At 64.0% G+C, this 21,324-nt stretch carries 21 protein-coding genes and 2 tRNA genes; 14 read left to right on the forward strand and 9 right to left on the reverse strand.

Features of this window, described 5'->3' with window-relative positions; translation table 11 throughout:
* From ddpC to QE444_RS10315, 7 genes are all read right to left on the reverse strand, one after another.
* Entirely contained in the window at window positions 1-876 is an 876-nt protein-coding gene (gene ddpC, locus QE444_RS10285) for a D,D-dipeptide ABC transporter permease (protein ID WP_273861205.1), read from the reverse strand.
* Window position 877: 1 nt separating this feature from the next.
* Window positions 878-1,894: an ABC transporter permease gene (locus QE444_RS10290; RefSeq protein WP_133859634.1), complete on the reverse strand. Its 1,017-nt coding sequence runs from the start codon at window positions 1,892-1,894 to the stop codon at window positions 878-880.
* Between the two features lie 48 nt (window positions 1,895-1,942).
* Window positions 1,943-3,508 (reverse strand): ABC transporter substrate-binding protein, encoded by a 1,566-nt coding sequence (locus QE444_RS10295; RefSeq protein WP_309738322.1) that lies wholly within the window; start codon window positions 3,506-3,508, stop codon window positions 1,943-1,945.
* Window positions 3,509-3,614: 106 nt separating this feature from the next.
* Window positions 3,615-4,190 (reverse strand): D-alanyl-D-alanine dipeptidase, encoded by a 576-nt coding sequence (gene ddpX, locus QE444_RS10300; RefSeq protein WP_187978827.1) that lies wholly within the window; start codon window positions 4,188-4,190, stop codon window positions 3,615-3,617.
* Window positions 4,191-4,231: 41 nt separating this feature from the next.
* Window positions 4,232-5,083 carry a MurR/RpiR family transcriptional regulator gene (locus QE444_RS10305; protein WP_133859631.1) on the reverse strand — a complete coding sequence of 284 codons (852 nt, stop codon included), beginning with the start codon at window positions 5,081-5,083 and terminating at the stop codon, window positions 4,232-4,234.
* A gap of 215 nt (window positions 5,084-5,298) precedes the next feature.
* Window positions 5,299-6,054 (reverse strand): SRPBCC family protein, encoded by a 756-nt coding sequence (locus tag QE444_RS10310; protein WP_309738325.1) that lies wholly within the window; start codon window positions 6,052-6,054, stop codon window positions 5,299-5,301.
* Window positions 6,055-6,107: 53 nt separating this feature from the next.
* Window positions 6,108-8,129, reverse strand: a complete 2,022-nt coding sequence (locus QE444_RS10315) for a S9 family peptidase (protein ID WP_309738327.1) — start codon at window positions 8,127-8,129, stop codon at window positions 6,108-6,110.
* An 89-nt stretch (window positions 8,130-8,218) separates the two neighbouring features.
* Here QE444_RS10315 and QE444_RS10320 point away from each other — a divergent pair, with 89 nt between their 5' ends.
* The 4 genes from QE444_RS10320 (at window position 8,219) to QE444_RS10335 (ending at window position 10,260) form a co-directional block, all read left to right on the forward strand.
* Window positions 8,219-8,692: an MFS transporter gene (locus tag QE444_RS10320; protein ID WP_309738329.1), complete on the forward strand. Its 474-nt coding sequence runs from the start codon at window positions 8,219-8,221 to the stop codon at window positions 8,690-8,692.
* 98 nt (window positions 8,693-8,790) lie between these two features.
* Window positions 8,791-9,564 (forward strand): class II glutamine amidotransferase, encoded by a 774-nt coding sequence (locus QE444_RS10325; RefSeq protein ID WP_027596905.1) that lies wholly within the window; start codon window positions 8,791-8,793, stop codon window positions 9,562-9,564.
* An 18-nt stretch (window positions 9,565-9,582) separates the two neighbouring features.
* Window positions 9,583-10,095, forward strand: a complete 513-nt coding sequence (locus QE444_RS10330) for a DUF2937 family protein (protein WP_263258971.1) — start codon at window positions 9,583-9,585, stop codon at window positions 10,093-10,095.
* Between the two features lie 88 nt (window positions 10,096-10,183).
* Window positions 10,184-10,260 (forward strand) — tRNA-Val (locus tag QE444_RS10335).
* Between the two features lie 295 nt (window positions 10,261-10,555).
* Here QE444_RS10335 and QE444_RS10340 read toward each other — a convergent pair.
* Both QE444_RS10340 and QE444_RS10345 read right to left on the reverse strand, forming a co-directional pair.
* Window positions 10,556-11,725: an MFS transporter gene (locus QE444_RS10340; RefSeq protein ID WP_309738336.1), complete on the reverse strand. Its 1,170-nt coding sequence runs from the start codon at window positions 11,723-11,725 to the stop codon at window positions 10,556-10,558.
* A 576-nt stretch (window positions 11,726-12,301) separates the two neighbouring features.
* On the reverse strand, window positions 12,302-13,009 hold the full coding sequence (locus tag QE444_RS10345) for a YfdX family protein (protein WP_309738338.1): 708 nt from the start codon (window positions 13,007-13,009) through the stop codon (window positions 12,302-12,304).
* 406 nt (window positions 13,010-13,415) lie between these two features.
* On the opposite strand from QE444_RS10345, the gene QE444_RS10350 reads away from it, so the two are divergent.
* The 10 genes from QE444_RS10350 to QE444_RS10395 all read left to right on the forward strand — a co-directional run bounded on the left by QE444_RS10350 (window position 13,416) and on the right by QE444_RS10395 (window position 21,307).
* Entirely contained in the window at window positions 13,416-13,697 is a 282-nt protein-coding gene (locus tag QE444_RS10350) for a hypothetical protein (protein ID WP_133859623.1), read from the forward strand.
* A 208-nt stretch (window positions 13,698-13,905) separates the two neighbouring features.
* Window positions 13,906-15,828 (forward strand): threonine--tRNA ligase, encoded by a 1,923-nt coding sequence (gene thrS, locus QE444_RS10355; protein ID WP_309738341.1) that lies wholly within the window; start codon window positions 13,906-13,908, stop codon window positions 15,826-15,828.
* 20 nt (window positions 15,829-15,848) lie between these two features.
* Window positions 15,849-16,382 carry a translation initiation factor IF-3 gene (infC, locus tag QE444_RS10360; RefSeq protein ID WP_158891979.1) on the forward strand — a complete coding sequence of 178 codons (534 nt, stop codon included), beginning with the start codon at window positions 15,849-15,851 and terminating at the stop codon, window positions 16,380-16,382.
* Window positions 16,383-16,443: 61 nt separating this feature from the next.
* Complete coding sequence (rpmI, locus tag QE444_RS10365) at window positions 16,444-16,638, forward strand: 50S ribosomal protein L35 (RefSeq protein WP_007159200.1); 195 nt, start codon at window positions 16,444-16,446, stop codon at window positions 16,636-16,638.
* A 30-nt stretch (window positions 16,639-16,668) separates the two neighbouring features.
* Window positions 16,669-17,025 (forward strand): 50S ribosomal protein L20, encoded by a 357-nt coding sequence (rplT, locus tag QE444_RS10370; RefSeq protein ID WP_007159199.1) that lies wholly within the window; start codon window positions 16,669-16,671, stop codon window positions 17,023-17,025.
* A 96-nt stretch (window positions 17,026-17,121) separates the two neighbouring features.
* On the forward strand, window positions 17,122-18,123 hold the full coding sequence (gene pheS / locus QE444_RS10375) for a phenylalanine--tRNA ligase subunit alpha (protein WP_309738353.1): 1,002 nt from the start codon (window positions 17,122-17,124) through the stop codon (window positions 18,121-18,123).
* Between the two features lie 18 nt (window positions 18,124-18,141).
* Window positions 18,142-20,520: a phenylalanine--tRNA ligase subunit beta gene (pheT, locus tag QE444_RS10380; protein ID WP_309738355.1), complete on the forward strand. Its 2,379-nt coding sequence runs from the start codon at window positions 18,142-18,144 to the stop codon at window positions 20,518-20,520.
* A 3-nt stretch (window positions 20,521-20,523) separates the two neighbouring features.
* Window positions 20,524-20,826 carry an integration host factor subunit alpha gene (ihfA, locus tag QE444_RS10385; protein WP_007159196.1) on the forward strand — a complete coding sequence of 101 codons (303 nt, stop codon included), beginning with the start codon at window positions 20,524-20,526 and terminating at the stop codon, window positions 20,824-20,826.
* Window positions 20,807-21,166, forward strand: coding sequence for a MerR family transcriptional regulator (locus QE444_RS10390; protein WP_007159195.1), 360 nt, complete (start codon window positions 20,807-20,809; stop codon window positions 21,164-21,166). Before ihfA ends, QE444_RS10390 begins: the two co-directional genes overlap by 20 nt.
* Window positions 21,167-21,230: 64 nt before the next feature.
* Window positions 21,231-21,307, forward strand: a tRNA-Pro gene (locus tag QE444_RS10395).
* Window positions 21,308-21,324: the final 17 nt, after the last annotated feature.

The raw sequence follows: 21,324 nt of genomic DNA on the forward strand, positions 1-21,324 counted from the left end.
TCATTTACCCTTTTGGCGAGGATCGAGCAGATCGCGGATGCCATCGCCCAGCAGGTTGAAACCGATGGCGGTGACCAGGATCGCCAGGCCCGGAAAGGTCGAGTACCACCACTGGTCGAGGATGAAATTGCGGCCGCTGGCGACCATCACGCCCCATTCCGCGGTGGGCGGCTGGGCGCCCAGGCCGATGAAGCCCAGCGCCGAAGCCATGAGGATGGCGTTGCCGATGTCCAGGCTGAATTGCACCAGCAGCGGCGGCATGGCGTTGCGGGCCACGTGCCAGTGCACCAGGTGCCATTTGCCGGCGCCGAAGGTGCGCGCCGCCTGGACGTAGGCCAGCTGGCGAATGCTCAGGGTCTGGCCGCGCGCCAGGCGCACATAGAAGGGAATGCGCACCAGGGTGATGGCCAGCATGGCGTTGAACAGGCTCGGCCCGAGGGCGGCGGCCAGGGCCATGATCAGCACCAGCGAAGGCACCGAGAGGATGATGTCCATCAGGCGCATCATCAGCCGGTCGAAGGCGCCGCCGACGATGCCCGACAGGCAGCCGAGCAGGCCGCCGCTGGCGCAGGCGGCAAAGGCCACGAACAGGCCGACGCCCACCGACTGGCGGCTGCCGTAGATCACCCGGCTCAGCAGGTCGCGACCCACCTCGTCGGTGCCGAACCAGTGCAGGGCGCTGGGTGCCTGCAGGCGGGCGGTGAGTTTCAGCGCGTTGGGCTGATAGGGCGCGAGCCAGGGCGCGGCGACCATGCACAGCAGCACCAGCAGGGTGATCACCAGCCCCGTGAGCATCAGCGGATTGCGGCGGATGCGCCAGGCCAGCCAGGCGGTCTGCTCGCGCCAGCCGGGGCGCGCAGCGGTCAGGGTCGTCATGCTAGTTCACCTTGCCGATGCGGGGATCGACCAGCCGGTAGAGCAGGTCGATGAAGCGGTTGAGCAGGACGTAGATGAAGGACACCACGATGGCGAAGCCCATGACCGCCGGGAAATCCAGCGCCTGGATCGACTTGACCACATAGGCGCCCATGCCCGGCCAGGCGAACACGGTCTCGGTGAGCACCGCGCCATAGAGTAGGTCGCCCAGCGCCAGGCCGATCACCGTGATGGAAGGAATCAGCGCATTAGGCAGCGCATGGCGCAGCACCACGGTGGTCTGCGACAGGCCATAGGCGCGGGCGGTGCGGATGTAGTCCTCGCCCAGCTGTTCGAGCATGGCGCCGCGGATCTGCCGGGTGATGACGCCGAGGTTGACGAAGGCCAGGGTCACCGCCGGCAGCAACAGGTGCCTGGCCGCGCTGACGAAGCCGGTGAGATCGCCCGCCAGCAGGGTGTCGATCAGATAGAAGCCGGTCACCGCTGGCGGTGGCGTCAATCCCTGGTCCAGGCGCCCGCCGCCCGGCAGCCAGCCGAGGTGCCCGTAGAACAGCACGATCAGCCCCAGGCCCAGCCAGAAGGCCGGGGTGGAGATGCCGGCCACCGCCAGGGTACGGCTGATGTGATCGATCCAGCGGTTGTTGTAGACCGCCGAGAGCACGCCCAGGGGCACGCCAATGAGGATCGACAGCAGCAGCGCGGCCAGGGCCAGCTCCAGGGTGGCCGGGAAGAACAGCTGCAGGTCTTCCAGCACCGGGCGATGGGTGCGGATCGACTGGCCCAGATCGCCCTGCAGCAGGTCTCCCATGTAGCGGAAGTATTGCTGGTACAGCGGCAGGTCCAGGCCCAGCTGCTGACGGATGCCGGCGACGATTTCGTCGCTGGCACGCTCGCCGGCGATCAGCCGCGCCGGATCGCCGGGGATCAGGTGGGAGATGACGAAGGTGATCAGGGACACCCCGATCACCACGATGAGGATATCGGTCAGCTGCTTGCGCAGCAGATGGAAGAAGGCCATGGCATACCTCGCGAGGCGGGTGCCGGCGCGCGCCGGCACCCGTCGCCCTTACTTGGACATCGCAGCGAAATCGAAGACCTGTTCGAGCATGGGGTTGAACACGTACCCCTTGACCGCGGCGCGCATCGGCACCGTGTAGGCCTTCTGGTAGAGGTAGGCGTAGGCGGCGTCGCCCACCACGATCTTCTGGGCTTCCTGGTACAGCGCCTTGCGCTGGGCCACGTCGCTGACGCTGGCGGCGTCGCGCAGCAGCTGGTCCACCTTGGGATTGCTGTAGAAGGCGCGGTTGCCCGCCAGTCCCGCATTGGTGCTGTCGAACCAGAAGTTCATGAACATGTAGGGGTCGGCGAAGTCCGGACTCCAGTTGCCAATGGCGACATCGAAGTCGCCTTTGCCCAGGCGTTCGCGGAAGGTGGCGTTGGCCAGCTTCTCCATCTTCAGGTTGACGCCCAGGGTGCCCAGGCCCGCCTGCAGGGTCAGGCCTATGGGTTCCCAGGCCGGATCCTTGTCCGAGTAGAGGAATTGCAGCTCCCGCACCTTGGGCGCCTTGCCCAGGGCGGCCTGGGCTGCTTCCAGTTCCTGCCTGGGCATTGGCAGGCTAGGATCATGGCCCCACATGCCGTCCGGGATCGGGCCGTTCATGAGCTTGGCCTTGCCCATGGCGATGCCTTCGACGATGCCCTGGTAGTCGAGGGAGTCGACCACGGCCTTGCGCGCGTTGACGTCGTTCAGGGGTGCGCGCCTGTTGTTGAGGTAGAGGTAGGTCACCCGCAGCGAGGGGTAGGCGGTGGTGACGAAGCCGGACTTCTGCGCCAGCGCCTTGACCTGGTCTTCGGGCAGGTCCTCGATGATGTCCAGATCGCCCTGTTCCAGTTGCAGGCGCCGTACCGAAGGCTCGGCGATGATGCGGATCACCACCTGCTTGAGCGTGGGTGCCTTGCCGGCGTAGTGCGGGTTGGGCTCCAGGGTCAGCGACTGGCCCTTCTGCCAGGCGGCCAGGCGATAGGCGCCGGAGCCGGCGGTATGGCCGGCCAGCCAGGCGTCCACGTCCTTGCCGTGGGTGCTGGCCACCTTGGGATTGATCACGCTGGCGCCGTCGTGGGCCAGGGCAAAGAGGAAGGGCGCGAAGGGCTTCTGCAGGGTGAATCTGATCGTCTGCGGATCCACCACGGTCACCGTCATGTCCGCCGGGAAGATGCTGGACGGGCCCTGCTTGAGCTTCATCAGGCGCTCGACGGAGAACTTGACCGCCTCGGCGGTGACCTCGCTGCCATCGTCGAACTTGTTGCCGGGCTTCAGGGTGAAGGTCCACACCAGGTTGTCGGGGGAGACGGTCCAGCCGCTGGCCAGGTCGCCCTCGACATCGGTGCTGCCCTTGCCGTCTTCCACCTTGTAGCGCATCAGGCGCTGGTAGGCCGGGTAGGTCACGGTCCAGTCGTTGTTGTCGAAGGTCACGCCCGGATCGACGGTCTGCAGATCCGCAGGCTTGCCGATGACCAGGGTGTCGGTCGCGGTGGCGGCGCTGGCCGGTTGCCAGGCGCCGAGGCCCAGCAGGGAAACCAGGGCGAGCACGCGGGACGCTGATGAAACGTGGGTGCGCGAAGACGAGAACATGCCGGTACCTCGGATTGTTTGGGTTTATGGGTGTTTCGGCAGTGGGCAAGGCGGTCGAGCGAAGGGCTCGCGGCGCCGGATTCGAACGACCCGGTCGCCGGCAGGATCAGTTCAGCAGGGCGGCGAGCTCCTCCTGGCCGAGATGGTGATAGTCGATCAGCGCATAACGACGGGCATCGGGCAGTTCGAAGTGCCACCACTCGCTGGGGATGAAGGTGAAGCCGGCGCTCTGCATGATGCCCAGCAGCAGCAGGCGGTTGCGCTGGGCGGCGGCGGGCAGCGCCGGATTGAACAGGTGCGACAGCTCACGCATGTCGTCGAAGCCGGTACCCATGTCCAGCGGCTCACCGGCCTCGTCGAGCAGGGTCACGTCCACGGCCACGCCGCGGCTGTGGTGCGAACCCTGCGCCGGATCGCTCACGTACTGGGCGTCGGGCAGCACCCGCCACAGCAGTTGCTGGGCATAGGGCGGGCGGTAGGCATCCAGCACCTGCAGGCGCAGACCGGCCTGTTGCGCCAGCGCGCTGGCGCGGTGCAGGCGGACGGCGGCATCCCGGTGCAGTAGGCAGTGGGCGTCCTGGTAGAGCACCTTGCCGGCCAGGTTGTCGGCGGTCGCATAGACCAGGTGGATGGCTACGCCGTAGTGGTCGGCGTCGATCTCGACGAGTTCTGGATGGTTCACGGTACGGGGTGCTTCCTTGGGGTGAAGAAGAGGGCCAGGGCTCATTCGAATTGCCCGAAGCGCTGCTGCAGGGCGCGGTTGCTGGCCAGACGCTGTTCCAGGGCATCGCCCGAGCGATCCGCCACCGCCGACACCAGCAGGTTCAGCAGGCAGGCCAGCGGCGCCAGCGAGTCCCAGAACTGGTCGACTTCCAGACGCAGTTGCAGCAGGTCGGCGGGGTAATCCCGCGCCCAGGGGCAGTGGTAGTCGGTGATCAGCGCCATGGGCAGCCTGGCATCGCGAGCGCTCTCGCAGAGCTTGCGGGTCACGCTGGAGTAAGCGCGAAAGTCGGCCACCACCAGGTAGGGCTGGGCGAAGCCGCTGTTGAAGATGTCGGCGTAGGTGCCCGACAGGCCATCGACATAGAAGGCCTTGGGGCGGATGTATTCCAGCAGGCTGTGAAAACTGCCGAGTACCCCGCGGGTAGTCTGGATACCGGCGATGAACACGGCATCGGCGCCGGTCAGCTGCCGGACCACCTGTTCGAACACCGGTCCGCGGGCCAGCTGGTAGACGTCCTCGATGGCGGCGAGCTCGGCGGCCAGGGAGCGGTCCAGGGCGTCGCTGCGTCCGCTCTGCTGGCGAAAGGCACTGAAGCGATCGGTGATGCGCCAGGCTTCCAGGCCTTCGTCTCTCAGGCTCTGCTTGACGTCGTCGAGGTTGCGATAGCCCAGCGAGCGCAGCAGCCGGCCCACGGAAATGCCGGTGGTGTTGGTGCGCTGGGCGATGCTGTCGGCGGTCTCGAAGGGCAGCTTCTCCGGATTGGCCAACAGGTAGCCCGCGACGCGTTTGCCGGTGGGCGTAAGGTCGGCGAAGGCGCCTTCGAGGGCCTGGAAGAACAGCGGCTTGGTCAAGGTGTGGATCCGCAATGTTATCGAGCTGTCATTAAAAGCTCCGTTGTTCGAAAGCTAACATCGCTTTTCCAGGCGTCGCAAGAGGCCGCGCGCCGGTTGTCAACGAGGTGTCGCAAAGCGGATTCAGGGGTCGCTACGAGACAAGCCAATCGGGGCTGAATGGCCTGGAGGAAGGTAGCGGCGTCCCGGACGAGACGCCGCGCTACAGCCGGAGGTCAGCCCAGCGGCGACTCCATGTGCGAGGTGCGCTCGACGGCGCCATAGTGATCGCCGACCGCATGGGCGCGTTCCAGCAGCACCTTCAGCTCGGCCAGGTCCTGGGCGATGCGGGTGCCGGGGTCGCGACGCAGCAGGCGGGCAAACAGATGGCCGAGGCGCCCGGCTGGCGGCTCGTAGGCCATGACCGCGGTCACCTCGGTGCCACCGGGCACATCGGCGAAGCTGACCCAGCCCAGGTTGTTCAGGCCGGCGTAACCGCAGGAGCGCCAGCCGATCAGCCGACCCGGTACGTCGTCGGTGACTTCGGCGTCCCATTCGAAACGCCCCATGGGCGCCTTGACCACCCAGTGGGAATAGCGGTCGTTGAGCACGTCCACGCGTTCGATATGGCGCATGAAGATCGGCAGGTTGGAAAAGTCGCGCCAGAAGCGATAGAGCTCATCGCGGGGGCGGGCGATGACGATCCGGCGGGTCTGGGAGGCTGCCGAATGCCAGGCCAGCGAACGGCGGACGTCGCGCTCGAAACGCACCTTGGTCAGGGTGCTCTTGATCGAGCAGTGACCGCGCAGGCCGCGTTTCAGCAGCCAGGCGCCAGTGGCGCCGGTCAGCAGGCCGAGCAGACCGCCACGCGCCAGGCCGCGGCTGATCAGCAGGCTACCGCCGGCCACGGAGGCCAGGCGTTCGACGCCCTTGATGGCAGCGGCGTCGCGAGGCGGAGGAGCGAGAGTGGGAGTGGGGGCATCTAGGTGCATGGCAGATTCTCCTTTAGCTGTGGAAAAGACCTGCCCAGAGCCCCCGCCGTTCCCTAGCCGGTCAGGCCCAGTACCCGGAAGACGAAGGCGTATTCCAGGGCCACGTCGCGCAAGGCCTGGTAACGCCCGCTCATGCCGCCATGGCCGGCGCCGAATTCGGTCTTGAGCAGGAGCAGGGGCGCCTGATCGGTCCGCCGCTCGCGCAGCCGCGCCACCCACTTGGCGGCTTCCCAGTACTGCACCCGGGTGTCGTGATAGCCGGCCACCGCCAGGATGGCCGGATAGGCCTGAGCCTTGACGTTTTCGTAGGGCGCGTAGCTGGCGATGCGCGCGCGCACCTCGGGCTCGTTCGGATCGCCCCACTCGTCGTACTCGGTCACGGTCAGCGGCAGGTCCGGCTTGAGCATGGTGTTGAGCACATCGACGAAGGGCACCTCGGCAATGGCGGCGGCATAGAGGTCCGGACGCTGGTTGAGCACCGCACCGATCAGCAGACCGCCGGCGCTGCCGCCGCTGATGACCACCTGTTGCGGTGTCGTCAGGCCCTGTTCCAGCAGATGCTCGGTGCAGGCGATGAAGTCGTCGAAGGTGTTCTGCTTGTGTTCCAGCTTGCCGCTGCGATACCAGGCTTCACCCAGCTCGCCGCCGCCGCGCACATGGGCGATGGCGAAGCGCACGCCACGATCCAGGAGACTCAGGCGGGCATGGGAAAACCAGGGATCGAGGCAGTGGCCATAGGCGCCGTAGCCATACAGATAGAGCGGGGCGCTTTGCGGCAGGTCGCGCCGACCGACCAGGCTGATGGGGATACGGGTGCCATCGGCGGCGGTGGCCCACAGGCGGCGGCTCTCGTAGGCATCGGCGTCGAACGGGCCTTCCACCGGGACCTGCTTGAGCACCCGCTGGGTACCGCTGGCCAGGTCCAGTTCGCGGATCTCGGCGGGGCGATTGAGTGCCTCGTAGCGCAGGCGCATGACTGGACTGTTGAATTCCAGCACGTCCATGGCATCGAGGCTGTAGACCTCGTCCGGCAGGTCGACCCGATAGGGCGCCTGGCCGTAGGGCCGTACCTCCAGAATCGGCATGCCGGCGCTGCGCAGGCTCAGCACCAGCGCCTGGGCGCCGAGACTGGCATCCTCCAGCATCACCTGCGGGTCATGGGGCACCACCGGCTGCCAGTGCGCGCGCGTGGGGCTGTCCTCGGCGGCCTGGTAGAGCGCGAAGTTGATGCCGTCCTGATTGCTGCGGATGTACCAGCCATCGACGCCATGATCGGGGAAGTACTCGTGACCTTCTTCGCGGGGCGCCAGGCAGACAAAGGCCTCGTCCGGTCGATCCGCGTCCAGCACCCAGGCTTCGCTGGTGGTCTTGCTGTGCGACAGCAGCAGCAGCTTGCGCTCGGAGCTCGAACGATAGCAGCCGAGGAAGAAGCGCCCGTCGGTCTCGTGGAAGACCAGTTGCGGCTCGGCATCGCCCAGGTGGTAGCGATAGAGCTTGTGCGGACGATGGGATTCGTCGCGCTCGCCAAAGAACAGGGTGCGGCTGTCGTTGGCCCAGGTCAGACTGCCGTCGCACTCCTCGAAGGGCAGTTCGGTCACCAAGCCGGTGGCCAGCTCCTTCACATAGAGCCGGTAGGTCTCGTCACCGACCTGGTCGAGGCTGTAGGCGAGCCGGGTCTGGTCCGGACTGATGGTGAACCGGCCGACCGAAAGAAAGCCGCCGTCGGCGATGGCATTGCCGTCGAACAGCAGCTCCTCGGTCGCCGGATCGGGCGTCAGGTCGCCATTGGCGGGGCGACGGCAGCGATAGTTACGGCCGTATTCGTCACCGGCCTGGGTGCGCTGGTAGTAGAGATAGTCGCCGCGGGGGACGGGCAGCGACAGATCCGTCTCGCGAATGCGCGCGCGGATCTCTTCGAACAGCTGTTCGCGCAGGGCGGCCTCGGGTGCCAGCTCGGCTTCCAGGTAGGCGTTCTCGGCTTCCAGGTGCGCCAGCACCTCGGGGGCGTCGCGGCTCTCCAGCCAGGCGTAGGGATCGTCACCGGGGGCGCGGCGGGCAATGGGGGCTTGGGTCATGCGGGCTCCTTGGGCGCCGCGCAAGAGCACGCGGGCGGGGCAAAACCGCTATCATAGGCTTCTCCTTTCCGCTATCGCCATGGATCGCAATGACCGAGCAAGAGTACCTGATCGCCTGGGCCGTCTACGCCATCGCCGCGCTGCTGCTGTTGGTGGTGTCTTTCAAGGCCACCGGCTGGCTCTGGCGCTGGCTGCGCGAACCCATCCGGCTGGTGGTGGCCGTGCTGCTGGTGACGCCGGCCCTGGTGGATGCCGAGCACGGCCTCTATGCGCCGGCGATCGCCGTGACGGTGCTGGATCTGGTGTTCAAGGTGGGCAACAGCGCCTGGTCGGCCGTGGCCAACCTGGCCGCAGCCGGCACCATCGGCGTGGTGCTCTACCTGATCTTCGTTCTCTGTCGCTGGCTGTACCGGCGCTCCCATCCGCGTCCGGCGCCGGTCGCCGCAGCGGCGCCGACGGATGATCCGCAACCGGAATCGCCGGTGGCCCCGCGGGCCCCGGCTGCCCCGGTCGAGCGCCGCGAACCTCGGGGGCGTGGCGAGCGCGTCGAACCCCGCCTGTAATCCAGGCTTGCGCCCGGGACGTGACCCCTTCAGCATGCTGGCGAAGGGCAGCGGCTGCAGCCGCCGTTGAACCAGGCAGCCACCCCGGAGGGACGGACATGTGCGAATTGCTGGGCATGAGTGCCAACGTGCCCACGGATCTGGTCTTCAGTCTCCAGGGCCTCATGCAGCGCGGCGGCCGCACCGGTCCGCATCGGGATGGCTGGGGCGTGGCCTTCTACGAGGGCAGGGGACTGCACCTGTTCAAGGATGCCCTGCCAGGCGCCGACTCCGAGGTGGCCAAGCTGGTCCAGGGCTACCCGATCAAGAGTCATACGGTGATCGGCCATATCCGGCACGCCAACGTCGGGTCGGTCAATCTGGCCAATACCCACCCCTTCGTGCGGGAACTGGGTGGACGCTACTGGAGCTTTGCCCATAACGGCCAGCTGCAGGATTTCCATCCCGAGCCGCGTTTCTACCGGCCGGTCGGCGATACCGACAGCGAGACGGCCTTTTGCAGCCTGCTGGATCAGGTCCGCGAGCGCTTTCCCGAACCCGTCCCGGTGGAGATGCTGTTGCCGCAGCTGGTGAACGCCTGCGATGGCTTTCGCAAGAAGGGCGTCTTCAACTGCCTGCTCAGCGACGGCGACTGGCTGTTCAGCTTCTGCACCACCAAGCTGGCCCATATCACCCGCCGCGCCCCCTTCGGTCCGGCCCAGTTGCGCGATGCGGAAGTCCACATCGACTTCAAGGCCGAGACCACGCCCAATGACGTCGTCACCATCATCGCCACCGAGCCGCTGACCTCCGACGAGGTCTGGACCCTGCACCAGCCAGGGGAATGGCATCTCTGGTGGGATGGCGAGATCGTCTCCCAGGGCCGCGTCTAGACAGGAAGCCACACCACGATGCTGCGCAGTTATATTCGTCTGCTGTTGTTTACCCTGGCCTTGCTGGTAGGGGTACAGATTCCCGGCTTCATGCTCGACTACGAGCAGCGCGTGGATGCCCATCGCCTGGAGTCCGATCAGGCCCTGAGCGGCTTCAGGCAGACCGCGCAGCAGTACTTCGAGGGCAGTCTCGAGGGTCTGTTGGCGCATTACCAGGCCAGTGACGATCCTGTCTTTCGCAGCGATGCCGACAGCCTTGGCATCCTGATACGTCGTAATGCGCTGTTCAACGAAGAGTGGCAGGCGCTGCAGGGGCCCTGGTACCAGCGGGCCTGGCACATCCTGGTGTCGCCCAACAGCGAACTGCGCGACGAGACCCTGCGGCAGTATCGCTATCAGGTGGTGCTTACCCCCGAAGCCATCGGCTGGGGGATAGGGCTGGGATTGGCCTTGGCGGTGACGGTGGAAACTCTCGCGCTCTGGCTTTCAATCCTGCTCTATCCGCGGCGTCCAGCCCGCCGGGTGTCCTAGCCTTCTAAAAAATTTCACGTTTTCAGGCGTTTAGCTGAAAAAAGGGCTTGACGCTAAAGTCCCGCGCTGTAGAATGCGCACCCACAGCAGGCACGTAGCTCAGTTGGTTAGAGCACCACCTTGACATGGTGGGGGTCGTTGGTTCGAATCCAATCGTGCCTACCAAACAAAACCCGCACTGCTGGCGGGCAAGAAAAAAGGCGATCCGAAAGGGTCGCCTTTTTTCGTTTGGGGATGGATTGGGAAGGCTCCAGTGGGCAACGCTTAAGATCCATCCTGGCGATTTGGGGCTGATGAACAATAGCGCGGCACCGCCATTCCACCGTCGCCAGCTGCCCTTGAGTAGCCACTAGGCCCTCTCGGCAAGCCGCTGGCGCTGCTGCTCGGCATGCTTCATGACCTGAGTCATTCCAACGGCGTGTTGCTGGGCCAGGGTCTTTGCCCCCAAGAAGGCGAGGCGCTAGGCGTCTCGCTGCCGGGCAGTCATCGGCCACGTGAGCGCCACGAACGCCATCCCGCCACCCACCAGCAGCAGCGCGGCACTTAGGCTCCAATGCTGCGCGACGAAGCCGATGGCGGCCGGGCCAAAGAGAATGCCGGCGTAGCCGATTGTGGTGATCGCTGCAATGGCGTGGCTTGCGGGCATCCGGGTCTGCCTTCCGGCGGCACTGAAGAGCACGGGGACGATGTTGGAAGCTCCGAGGCCAACCAGCAGGAAGCCTGCGAAGGCAAGGAGCTGGCTAGGGGCCAGGACCGCCATCAGGAAGCCTGCCGCGGCGAGTAGACCGCCGCCTACGACCACTTTCAGGCCGCCCAGCGTCTTCACGATCCAGTCGCCGGTCAGGCGGCCAATGGTCATCGCCAGCGCGAATACCGTGTAACCGAAGCCGGCCTGCGCCGGCTCTACGCCATGCGCATCGATCAGGAACAGGGCGCTCCAGTCCAGGATCGCGCCTTCGCCGAGAAAGATCAGAAAACAGAGCAGGCCGATGAAGGCGACGATCCCGCGCGGCAACGTGAACAGCGGAGTATGCCCGGCGTCATGATTGCCGTAGGGCAGCAGACCCTTGATTGAGGCCGCGAGTAGAAGGATCAACAACGCGCTGAACACCAGGGTCGCAACCAGCGGTTGGATTCCAGCCCCCAGCAGAACGCTCATGCCGCCGGCGCCGACGATCCCGCCGACACTGAACAGGCCGTGGAAGCCGGACATCATGTTGCGACCGCTGTCCTTCTCGACCATCACGGCCTGGATGTTGATCGCGACGTCCAGGGCGCCAACGCTTGCCCCGAACAGGGCCAGGGCTATGGCCATGCCGAAAATCGAATCGGCGACGGCGAGCAGCGGCAGCACCAGCGCCAGTGCCACCGAGCTGGTCGCGATTACCGCACGGCATCCGAAGCGGCTGGCGAGGATGCCGACGATGGGCATCGCGACAATGGATCCCAGGCCCAGGCAAAGCAGCAGGAGGCCAAGCGTCGAATCATCGGCGCCGATCCTCGCCTTGGCGACGGGCACCAGGGGTGCCCACGCGGCCATGGCCGAACCCGCAATGAGGAAGCCGGCGCGGGTCGCCCATTGCTCGATCGCTCCCGAAGGCTGTTGGGCGGCGAGTTGCACATGTTGCATTGGAGAGGCTCCGAAATAAGACGGCAGTAGGGGTAATCACACCTCATACCAGTGTTAGCTGATCATGCATGATTAAGCAAGATTACGCACAATCGTGCATTTCAGGACGATATGCGCTGAGCTGGATGACCATGTTTGATCCGAGCGTTGGCAGCCGCCTGGCGGGGGGAGGGGTATCGGCGGGGCTTGGTAGCTCTGCCTGCGGGGAGGGGGAGGTGAAGGCTCGTGCGGATCGATGGGCGGAGCGGAGCATCAACACGCCAATAGGCCTGGGTGTCATCTGCACACCGACTGCCTTTCCTGCAGCGGCAGCCCATGTCTGGCGCCTTGAAGTTTTAGGTGCCGGCGGCTGTGGACAGGTCTCGCCAAGGCTTATGCGGGGAGGGGTATGGGTTTGGGGTCAGCTGGACCTGGCAAATGAAATTCCCATCGGTGGCGGGTAACAGAAAGGGCGATCCGAGAGATCGCCCTTTTCGTGTTTGCCTGTGCTGTACGCCGTGATCGAGGCGGACTTGCCGGGCATGGAGTCGTTTAACCGGGCGACCTTGCGATCGCCCTGTTGTGCGTCCCAAGCCATCAACTGCTCGGGGTGACGGTCTCGGTGAAGGAGCCCGCCGGCTGCAGCCCGTGCTTGTTCGCCGTGAAGTCCAGCGCCGTCGAGGCGTAGCGCACACCATCCTGAACCTGCTTGAGCGTCAGGTTGGCCTCATAGAACTTGTCGCTGGCCAGTTGCTTGGCCGCCTGGTCGACGTCCGTCATGGTCTGCTTGAGCGGTGCCAGGGCAATGGCCGTATCGATATCCACATCGGCCAGGCGCAGGGTTTCCGCAGCACCCTTGGCGTCGCCATGCTTGAGTTTGTTATTGGCATCGGCCACTGCCTTAACTTTCTGTGGGCTGGCCATATAACTGTCCTGCACTACGGTATCGCCCCAAATAGGTAACCAGGAGGTTACAGCGGTACTGGTATCGGACTTGCCCTGATTGTCCTTGACCTGCAATTCACTCGCGGCTTTTTTCAGCGCCGTGTTATCCGACTGCGCAAGTTTGAGTGCCTGTTGGGCGTCCTTGACATGGGATACCGCTTGCTTAGTCTGGCCTTGAAAGAGTTCCAGGCGTGCCGCGGAAATGTCGGTGAAGGCCCGTTGCCCCTGGGTGGACAGGGCCTGGAAGCTGCCCAGTTCGTTTGCCGAGGGGGCTTGGGTGGCGGCGATGGCCGCAGACGAGCAGGCGGCTACGATGGCGACGACCAGCATGCTCTTTGCCAGTGTGTTCTTGACGTTCATTTGCTGCCTCCAGCGGATATGCAATTGAAGTAAGGCTATCGCTCAGGTACCAGAGCCAGGTTCTGCAGTGCCTGGAATCGATACTCCGTCGTATCGCTTAACACTGGATTAATAAGGGCGAGTCTTTTCTTGAATAGCGGCTGAACAAGTCTGCGTGGATAAATCCATGCGATCTTGTCGTACCTAATCAAGATGAGAGCCTGATTGAGTCCGGCGTAAGTTTGTTTTGCGCGGTAGAACTTTCCGGAAGTCCGAGTCGGCCTTCTGCGGAACTCTCGAGAAGGGTGTGACCGCTTGCCTCGGTCGTGAGGCCCAGGCTTTTCACGTAGACTGGCGGACGATTTTTTCTTGGGGCTCCGTTGCTTCGCCAGGCGCGAGCAGGCCCCGTTGCCGCGAGGAGCGAGTGATGACGCAGGGTGGTGAAGGCCGGCAGATCGGCAAGGGTGGTTGCCTGGGATTGATCCTGCTGTCGATCCTGTTCGCGGTCGTGATCTTCGGTTCCATCATCTACGTCTATCGCCACAATGCGACGCCGGTCAGCCGCGCCAACGAGCAGCAGGCCATCGACCAGTGCCTGGCGCGGGCCAATGCCGCTGACACCTCGCCGGCGGATCGCCAGGCGCTGATGGAAAATTGCCAGGAAATGCAGAAGCAGTTCCTCAAGAAGTACCCCGACGCGGCGCGCTAGGTAGACGACAGTCCCTTGCGAGGTTGCGCCAGGTCTCAGTTTCTGAAAGGATTTCCGTCCCAAACTTTCCAGTGATCCTTTCGCGTCGCCCGGAATGCCTTACGGCCCTGCCACTGTGCGGCGGGATTTCCAGCGGTGTGCGGCTGCTTACTGGCCAATCCCACCATGTGGCCCTTGGTATGGGTCACCACTGAGTTGAGGAGGCGCCATGCCTGTTATTACTCTCCCCGACGGTAGCCAACGTCCATTCGACAAGCCCGTCACCGTAGCCGAAGTCGCCCAGTCCATTGGTGCCGGTCTCGCCAAGGCCACCATCGCCGGTCGCGTCGACGGCCAGCTGCGCGATGCCAGCGATCTCATCGAGCAGGATGCCAACCTGCAGATCATCACCGCCAAGGACGAGGCCGGTCTGGAGATCATCCGCCACTCCTGCGCCCACCTGGTGGGTCATGCGGTCAAGCAGTTGTTCCCGACCGCCAGGATGGTCATTGGTCCGGTGATCGATGAAGGCTTCTACTACGACATCGCCTTCGAGCGTCCCTTTACCCTCGATGACCTCTCGGCCATCGAGACGCGGATGCGCGAGCTGATCGACAAGGACTACGACGTCATCAAGAAGATGACGCCGCGCGCCGAGGTCATCGAGGTGTTCAAGGCCCGGGGTGAGGAGTACAAGCTGCGCCTGATCGACGACATGCCCGAGGAGCAGGCCATGGGCCTGTACTACCACGAGGAATACGTCGACATGTGCCGGGGCCCCCACGTGCCCAACACCCGCTTCCTCAAGGCGTTCAAGCTGACCAAGCTGTCCGGCGCCTACTGGCGTGGCGACGCCAAGAACGAACAGTTGCAGCGCATCTATGGCACCGCCTGGGCGGACAAGAAGCAACTGGCGGCCTATATCCAGCGCATCGAGGAAGCCGAGAAGCGCGACCATCGCCGCATTGGCAAGCAGCTCGACCTCTTCCACCTGCAGGAAGAAGCGCCCGGCATGGTGTTCTGGCACGCCAATGGCTGGACCGTCTACCAGGTGCTCGAGCAGTACATGCGCAAGGTCCAGCGCGACCACGGCTACCAGGAGATCAAGACGCCCCAGGTAGTCGATCGCATCCTGTGGGAGCGTTCGGGTCACTGGTCCAACTACGCCGAAGGCATGTTCACCACGGCCTCGGAAAGTCGTGACTTCGCGATCAAGCCGATGAACTGCCCCTGCCATGTGCAGGTGTTCAACCAGGGCCTGAAGTCCTACCGCGATCTGCCACTGCGCCTGGCCGAATTCGGTGCCTGCCACCGCAATGAGCCGTCTGGTGCCTTGCACGGCATCATGCGCGTGCGCGGCTTCACCCAGGATGACGCCCACATCTTCTGCACCGAGGAGCAGGTTAAGCAGGAAGCCGACAACTTCATCAAGCTGACCCTGCAGGTCTATGCCGACTTCGGTTTCACCGACGTGATCATGAAGCTCTCCACCCGGCCGGCCAAGCGCGTCGGTTCCGAAGAGCTGTGGGATCGCGCCGAGAAGGCCCTGGCCGATGCGCTGGATGCCTCGGGTCTGGACTGGGAATACCAGCCGGGCGAGGGCGCCTTCTACGGGCCGAAGATCGAATTCACCCTCAAGGACTGCCTGGGTCGTCAATGGCAGTGTGGTACCCTGCAATACGATCCGAACCTCCCGGAGCGTCTCGATGCCAGCTACATCTCCGAGGACAACAGCCGTCAGCGTCCAGTGATGCTGCACCGCGCCATCCTCGGTTCCTTCGAGCGTTTCATCGGCATGCTCATCGAGCACTATGCCGGTCTGTTCCCGGCGTGGCTCGCCCCGACCCAGGCGGTGGTGCTCAATATCACCGACAAGCAGGCCGATTTTGCCCAGCAGGTCGTCGGCGAATTGAACGTTGAGGGCTTCCGAGCCAAAGCTGACTTGAGAAACGAGAAGATCGGCTTTAAAATCCGTGAGCATACTTTGCTCAAGGTTCCCTATCTCCTGGTTATTGGAGACCGGGAGGTTGAGACACGATCCGTTGCCGTGCGTACCCGTGAAGGCGTTGACCTGGGCTCCATGCCCGTCGAGCGTTTCCGCGAGCTGCTCACGCAAGCGGTTTCCCGGCGTGGCCGGCAAGATTCGGAGTAATCACTATCAAGCAGCGTGACATGAGACAAGACAAGCGAGCCGCACCCCGGGCACCGATCAACGAAAATATCACCGCCCGGGAAGTTCGCCTTATTGGCGCCGATGGTCAGCAAGTAGGCATCGTCTCCATCCAGGAGGCCCTGCAGGCTGCTGAAGACGCCAAGCTGGATCTGGTGGAAATCACCGCCGACGCCCTACCTCCGGTCTGCCGGATCATGGACTACGGCAAGCACGTCTTCGAGAAGAAGAAGCAAGTCGCGGCGGCGAAGAAGAACCAGAAGCAGGCTCAGGTCAAAGAAATCAAGTTTCGTCCAGGGACGGAAGAAGGGGATTACCAGGTAAAACTACGCAACCTGGTACGTTTCCTAACCGAGGGGGACAAGGCCAAGGTCTCGTTGAGATTCCGCGGCCGGGAGATGGCCCACCAGGAGCTGGGCATGGAGCTGTTGAAGCGGGTCGAAGCTGACCTCGTCGAACACGGCGCCGTTGAGCAGCATCCTAAGATGGAAGGACGCCAACTCATCATGGTCATCGCCCCCAAGAAGAAAAAGTAACTACCAGGGCACTGGCAGGCCTTGCTGTTATGCGTAATCACTCAATGCGGAGTATCCGAACATGCCAAAGATGAAAACCAAAAGCGGCGCTGCGAAGCGCTTCGTGAAAACTGCTGGTGGCATCAAGCACAAGCACGCTTTCAAGAGCCACATTCTGACCAAGATGACCACCAAGCGTAAGCGTCAGTTGCGCGGTACGTCGCTGATGCATGCATCCGACGTCCAAAAGGTCGAGCGCATGCTGCGCCTTCGTTAATCCTGGTTAAGAATTTAAAGGAAGTTACTCATGGCTCGTGTTAAGCGTGGCGTTATCGCTCGTCGCCGTCACAAGAAAATCCTGAAGCTCGCAAAAGGCTACTACGGTGCCCGTTCGCGCGTCTTCCGCGTCGCTAAGCAAGCGGTAATCAAGGCAGGCCAATACGCCTACCGTGACCGCCGTCAGAAGAAGCGTCAGTTCCGCGCTCTGTGGATCGCTCGTATCAACGCTGGTGCTCGTATCAACGGTCTGTCCTACAGCCGTTTGATCGCCGGCCTGAAGAAAGCGGCCATCGAGATCGACCGCAAGGTACTGGCCGATCTGGCCGTGAACGAAAAAGCGGCGTTTGCTGCGATTGTCGAGAAAGCTAAAGCTTCGCTGGCTTAAGCCCCCCGGCAATCTCGCGCCCCTGGCGCGAAGCAACGTTATCAATAGGGGAAGAGCCTCATAGCTCTTCCCCTATTTTGTATCTGGAGTCCCTAGATGGAAAACCTGGATGCGCTGGTCTCCCAAGCCCTGGAGGCCGTGCGGCTCACCGAAGACACCAATGCCCTGGAACAGCTCCGGGTCAATTACCTGGGCAAGAAGGGTGAACTGACCCAGATCATGAAGACCCTGGGCCACCTCACGGCGGAGGAGCGTCCCCAGGCTGGCGCGCTGATCAACGCCGCCAAGGAACGTGTCCAGGACGCAATCAACAGCCGCAAGGCGACGCTGGAGCACGCCGCATTGGCCGCTCGCCTCGCCGCGGAACGCATCGACGTGACCCTGCCCGGGCGGGGCCAGGCCTCCGGTGGCCTGCACCCGGTCACCCGCACCCTGGAGCGCATCGAGCGCCTGTTCGCCAACATCGGCTATGGCGTCGCCACCGGTCCCGAGATCGAAGACGACTACCATAACTTCGAAGCGCTCAACATCCCCGGCCACCACCCGGCACGGGCGATGCACGACACCTTCTACTTCAACGCCAACATGCTGCTGCGCACCCACACCTCGCCGGTGCAGATCCGCACCATGGAGAGCCAGCAGCCGCCAATCCGCATCATCTGCCCGGGTCGCGTGTACCGCTGCGACAGCGATCAGACCCACTCGCCGATGTTCCATCAGGTCGAAGGCCTGGTGATCGACGAGGAAGTCAGCTTCGCCGACCTCAAGAGCACCCTGGTGAGCTTCCTGCGCGAGTTCTTCGAGGAAGAGCTGGAAGTCCGCTTCCGTCCCTCCTACTTCCCCTTCACCGAGCCGTCGGCCGAGGTGGATATTCGCCGCCCGAGTCGCGATGGCGAACCGGCCTCGCGCTGGCTCGAGGTGCTGGGCTGCGGCATGGTCCACCCCAACGTCCTGCGCATGGCCGGCATCGATCCGGAGAAGTACCAGGGCTTCGCCTTTGGCATGGGCGCCGAGCGCCTCGCCATGCTGCGCTATGGGGTCAACGACCTGCGCCTCTTCTTCGACAACGATCTGCGCTTCCTGGCGCAATTCCGCTAGCTGCCAGACGGGAGTCCTATGAAATTCAGTGAACAATGGCTGCGTAGCTGGGTGAACCCTGCGGCTACGCACGAGGATCTGGTTGCCCGGCTGTCCATGGCCGGCCTGGAAGTGGACGGCGTCGAAGCGGCGGCCGGTAGCTTCCAGGGCGTCATCGTCGGCGAGGTGGTCTCCGTAGAGCGCCATCCCGATGCCGACAAGCTCAATGTCTGCCAGGTCAGCAACGGCCAGGAGTCCTTCCAGGTGGTCTGCGGTGCGCCTAATGTGCGCGCGGGCCTCAAGGTGCCTTTCGCCACCGTCGGCGCCACCCTGCCCGGTGACTTCACCATCAAGAAAGCCAAGCTGCGCGGCGTGGAATCCCACGGCATGCTCTGCTCGGCCAGCGAACTGCAGATCAGCGACGACAACAGCGGCCTGCTGGAGCTGCCGGCCGCTGCGCCGGTGGGCGAGAGCATCCGCAGCTACCTGCAGCTGGACGACGCCATCATCGACGTCGATCTGACCCCGAACCGCGGCGACTGCCTGTCCATCGCCGGTCTGGCGCGGGAAGTGGGTGCCCTGTACAACGCCCAAGTCGAGCCGCTGCAGGTCGAGGCCGTAGCGGCTACTCACCAGGAGACCCGTCCGGTCGAGGTGCTGGCACCTCAAGCCTGCCCGCGCTACCTGGGTCGCGTGGTCAAGAACGTCGACCTGTCCCGTCCCACGCCGGACTGGATGGTCGAGCGCCTGCGCCGCAGCGGCGTGCGCAGCATCGACGCCGCTGTCGACGTCACCAACTACGTGATGCTCGAACTGGGTCAGCCCATGCATGCCTTCGATCTGGACCAGATCAAGGGCGGCATCCGCGTGCGCCTGGCCGATGCCGGCGAGCGCCTGGTGCTGCTGGATGGCCAGGACATCGAGCTGCGCAACGACACCCTGGTGATCGCCGACCACGAACGCGCCCTGGCCATCGCCGGCATCATGGGGGGCGAGCACAGCGGCGTCGCTGCCGGTACCCGTGACCTGTTCCTGGAAAGCGCCTTCTTCGACACCATCGCCGTGGCCGGAAAGGCCCGTTCCTATGGCCTGCACACCGATTCCTCCCACCGCTTCGAGCGGGGCGTGGACTTCGAGCTGGCGCGCAAGGCCATGGAGCGTGCTACTCGCCTGCTGCTGGACATCGTCGGCGGCGAACCAGGTCCCGTCATCGAGGCCGTCAGTGCCGAGCACCTGCCGCAGGTCGAGCCGATCCTGCTGCGTGCCGAGCGCATCGAGCGCGTCCTGGGTCTGACCCTGGACGATGCCCAGGTCGAGCGTCTGCTCAGCGGCCTGGGTCTGGCCGTAGCGCGCCTGGAAGCCGGTCGCTGGCAGGTAGGCGTGCCCAGCCACCGTTTCGATATCAGCATCGAAGTGGACCTGATCGAAGAGCTGGCGCGCCTCTATGGCTACAACCAGCTGCCGATCCGTTTCCCCCAGGCCCGCCTGGCGCCGCAGCCCCTGCCCGAGAGCAAGGGCGAGCTGAGCCAGCTGCGTCGCCTGCTGGTGGCTCGCGGCTACCAGGAAGCCATCACCTACAGCTTCATCGACGAAAAGACTTTCCGTCTGTTCGCCCCTGAGGCCCAGCCGGTAATGCTGGCCAATCCTATCTCCACCGACATGGCCGCCATGCGCTCGTCGCTGTGGCCGGGTCTGGTCAAGGCCGTGCAGTACAACCTCAACCGTCAGCAGGACCGCGTCCGGCTGTTCGAGTCGGGTCTGAGATTCGTCGGTCAACTGGAAGGCCTGGTGCAGGAAAACGTCCTGGCTGGCGCCGTCTGCGGTTCTCGCCTGCCGGAGAGCTGGTCGTCCGGGCGTGAGGCGGTGGACTTCTTCGACGTCAAGGCCGATGTCGAGGCGCTGCTGGCCCAGTCGGGTGCGGGCACTGACTTCCGCTTCGTGGCAGGCGAGCATCCGGCGTTGCACCCGGGGCAGACCGCGCTGATCGAGCGGGCAGGGCAGCCTGTCGGCTACCTGGGCGCCCTGCATCCGGAAGTGGCGCGCGAGCTGGACGTGGATCGTCCGGTGTTCCTCTTTGAACTGGCGCTCGATGCTCTGACCACCGGCAGCCTGCCGCGCTTTGGCGAGCTGTCGCGTTTCCCGGAAGTGCGGCGTGACCTGGCGCTGGTGGTGGACGAAACCGTAGCCGCAGGCGACCTCCTGGCCGACATCCGCGAAAACGCCGGAGAAGGCCTCAAGGAGCTGCGTCTGTTCGACGTATACCAAGGCAAAGGCATTGATCCACATAGAAAAAGCGTCGCCATCGGCTTGACCTTGCAACATCCATCGCGCACATTAACCGATGAAGAAGTCAACGAAACGACGCAGAAAATCCTCGTTTCTCTGGAAAGAAGGTTCAACGCCACCTTAAGGAAATAGCGCATGGGGGCCCTGACGAAAGCTGAGATGGCCGAACGTCTGTTTGAAGAGCTCGGTCTGAACAAACGTGAAGCCAAGGAATTGGTCGAACTGTTCTTCGAAGAAATTCGTCATGCGCTCGAAAGCAACGAGCAGGTCAAGTTGTCCGGTTTCGGCAACTTCGACCTGCGCGACAAGCGCCAGCGCCCCGGACGCAATCCCAAGACAGGGGAGGAGATACCCATCACGGCGCGCCGTGTGGTGACCTTCCGCCCCGGGCAGAAACTCAAAGCCAGGGTCGAGGCCTATGCTGGAACCAAGTCATAACGACGAGCTGCCGGTCATACCGGGCAAGCGCTACTTCACCATCGGTGAGGTGAGCGATCTCTGCCTGGTCAAGCCGCACGTGCTGCGCTACTGGGAGCAGGAATTTCCCCAGCTGAACCCGGTGAAGCGCCGCGGCAACCGGCGCTACTACCAGCGCCATGACGTGCTGATGATCCGCCAGATCCGCTCGCTGCTGTACAACGAAGGCTTCACCATCGGCGGGGCGCGCCAGCGCCTCACCCAGGGCGACGAGACCCGCGACGAGGGTTCGCAGTACCACCAGCTCATCCGCCAGATGATCAGCGAACTCGAAGAAGTCCTCGTCGTACTGAAGAAGTGAAAAAAAGCTTCCATTAATCAAAGCGTTGCAGTAAGATGCACGCCGTTCCCTAGAGGAACACAGTCGGGGCGTAGCGCAGCCTGGTAGCGCACTTGCATGGGGTGCAAGGGGTCGAGTGTTCGAATCACTCCGTCCCGACCAAAAATCTCTAGAAAATC

This window comes from Pseudomonas sp. SORGH_AS_0199 (genome assembly GCF_031453735.1).
In the GTDB taxonomy this organism is placed as follows: Bacteria; Pseudomonadota; Gammaproteobacteria; order Pseudomonadales; family Pseudomonadaceae; genus Chryseomonas; species Chryseomonas aestiva.